This window comes from Streptomyces sp. 8N706 (genome assembly GCF_052245415.1).
Lineage (GTDB): Bacteria > Actinomycetota > Actinomycetes > Streptomycetales > Streptomycetaceae > Streptomyces.
In genome coordinates this window covers 1-2,411 of sequence record NZ_JBQQBW010000227.1, presented here as the reverse complement: position 1 = coordinate 2,411, position 2,411 = coordinate 1, and the positions used below count along the sequence as shown (strand labels likewise).

The following is a 2,411-nucleotide window of genomic DNA, read 5'->3' as shown; positions in this document are numbered from 1 at the left end:
ACCAGGTGCCCTTGGTCCTCCAGGTGGAAGCCGCACCCGGCGAACGCGGCGGGGACGTACTGCGGGACCAGCCGCTCAGCTTCGCCGCCGAACACCGCCGGCACGCCCTGCGCACCGTGGTCAGCACGACGGTGACGGTGCCCAACCCCCGGGCCACGCGTGCGGCCGCACACCTCGTGCCGCCGCACGATCCGTTCCGTTCCCTGGAAGAAGAAGGCGCCTGATGTACCTCACCCGTTTCCGCGTGAACACCGCGCGCCCGGGAGCCCGCCGACTGCTCTCCTCCCCCCAATCACTGCACGCGGCCGTCATGTCGGCCTTCCCCGGCCTGCTACCGACCGCCTCCGATACGCCCAGGGTGCTGTGGCGCCTCGACCACAACGCCCGGGCCGAGGTCTTCCTGTACATCGTCAGCCCCACCCGGCCCGACCTGACCCATCTTGTTGAACAGGCGGGCTGGCCGGTGGCCGCCTGCGACCCGGACACCCCCGGCTGGCAGACCCGCCCGTACGCGCCGTTCCTGGACCGCCTCAGCAAGGGCACGACCTGGGCGTTCCGGCTCACCGCCAACCCGGTCCACCACATCCGACGCAAGGACGGTGAGCCAACCAAGCGCACCGCACACCTCACTCCCCACCACCAGATGGGATGGCTGCTCGAGCGTCAGGAACGCTCCGGGTTCCGCATCGCGGAGAAGCCCGCCGAGAAGCGACTCCTGCCCGGCGGGACGACGCACAAGGGATACGACTTCCACGGCGACCGGCACCAACTGACCGTGCGGGACCAGCGCGCCCTGTCCTTCAGCAAGTCCCGCGACAACGCCTCGAAGCGGCGCGGAGTGAGTCTGGTGACCGTCACCTTCGACGGGCGCCTCGAAATCACCGACCCAGAGGCCCTGCGACGCACGCTCACCCAGGGCCTGGGCCGGGCCAAGGCCTACGGTTGTGGACTGATGACCCTCGCCCCGGCCCAGTGAGCCGATGACAACGGTCGGCAAGCGCGCCGCACTCACCCCGCGGCAGCTCACCCGAACCAGCGAACGCCTCTCCTTCGTCTACCTCGAGCGGTGCACCGTGCACCGGGACGCCAACGCCATCACCGCCGAAGACGCCGACGGCACCACCCACATCCCCTCGGCCACCATCGGAACCCTTCTCCTCGGCCCAGGCACGCGCATCACCCACCAGGCCATGAGCGTCCTCGGCGAGACCGGAGCAGCAGTCGCCTGGGTGGGCGAGCACGGCGTGCGCTACTACGCGGGCGGTCGAGCCCTTACACGCTCATCCACCCTCGTCGAGGCGCAAGCCACCCAATGGGCCAACCGGCGCTCTCGCCTGGCTGTGGCGCGCGCCATGTACCGGCTGCGGTTCCCAGACGATGACCCTGACGGGCTCACCCGCCACGAACTCCTCGGCCGGGAAGGCCGCCGCGTCAAGGACTGCTACCGTGCCCAGGCGTCGCGTACCAACGTTCCATGGCGGGGCAGGCAGTTCACTCCTGGCGACTTCACCAGCGGCGACGCGGTCAACCAGGCCATCACAGCAGCCGCCCAGTGCATGTACGGCATCACCCACGCCGTGGTAATCGCCCTTGGATGTAGCCCTGGTCGCGGCTTCATCCACTCTGGCCACGAGCTGTCCTTCGTCCTGGACATCGCCGACCTCTACAAGACCGACATCGGCATCCCACTGGCTTTCGACGTAGCGGCCGAAGGTGATGAGGATGTTGGCCCGCGCACCCGACGCGCTCTGCGCGACCACATCAACCAGACGGGGCTGCTGGACCGCTGCGTCCAGGACATCAAGCGCCTTCTGCTGCCAGCCGCTGCGGAAGCAAGCAGCGGCCCGACGGACGAGGAAGACCGCGTCACGCTCCAGACTGACAGCGGTCTCGATGCCGCCGCTGGACGTAACTACGGGCATGAGGAGACGAGCTGGTGACCGTCATTGTCCTCACCAACTGCCCGGCCGGGCTGAGGGGCTTCCTCACGCGCTGGTTGATGGAGATCTCCGCGGGCGTCTTCATCGGCAACCCGTCGGCCAGAATCCGCGACGCCCTATGGCACGAGGTGCAGCAATACGCGGGTCAGGGCCGCGCGTTACTCGCACACACCACGGACAACGAGCAGGGCTTCACCTTTCGCACCCACGACCACGCTTGGCATCCGGTCGATCACGAAGGCCTTACCTTGATCCGCCGTCCGAATTCCGAAGCGCCGCCGATGACCAGCGGGCCAAAACCCGGCTGGAGCAAAGTATCCAAGCGCCGCCGCTTCGGCAGTCGGTGATACTTCCCTAAATGCTCTCTTCATGCCTCTTGCCGGATTCGACGATAGTGCTCGAAACCCGTGCTGTCCCGCGATAAAGCCCCAGGTCGCGAAGTCTGCTCCCCGCGCATGCGGGGATGGTCCC

General features: G+C 67.9%; 3 protein-coding genes and 1 pseudogene. All 4 read left to right on the top strand.

Annotated features, from left to right (window positions below):
• A pseudogene (locus ACTWQE_RS33950) lies at positions 1-224 on the top strand (type I-E CRISPR-associated protein Cas5/CasD); the annotation flags it as partial.
• Positions 224-976, top strand: coding sequence for a type I-E CRISPR-associated protein Cas6/Cse3/CasE (cas6e, locus tag ACTWQE_RS33945; protein WP_443332943.1), 753 nt, complete (start codon positions 224-226; stop codon positions 974-976). The pseudogene ACTWQE_RS33950 and the gene cas6e, both read left to right, overlap by 1 nt.
• 4 nt (positions 977-980) lie before the next feature.
• A complete protein-coding gene (gene cas1e, locus ACTWQE_RS33940; RefSeq protein WP_443332942.1) occupies positions 981-1,940 on the top strand; it encodes a type I-E CRISPR-associated endonuclease Cas1e in 960 nt (319 codons plus the stop codon).
• Complete coding sequence (gene cas2e / locus ACTWQE_RS33935; protein WP_443332941.1) at positions 1,937-2,287, top strand: type I-E CRISPR-associated endoribonuclease Cas2e; 351 nt, start codon at positions 1,937-1,939, stop codon at positions 2,285-2,287. Before cas1e ends, cas2e begins: the two co-directional genes overlap by 4 nt.
• Positions 2,288-2,411: the final 124 nt, after the last annotated feature.

Coding starts and splice junctions, on each gene's coding strand:
- cas6e (WP_443332943.1), top strand. CDS start 224: ATGTACCTCACCCGTTTCCGCGTGAACACCGCGCGCCCGGGAGCCCGC.
- cas1e (WP_443332942.1), top strand. CDS start 981: ATGACAACGGTCGGCAAGCGCGCCGCACTCACCCCGCGGCAGCTCACC.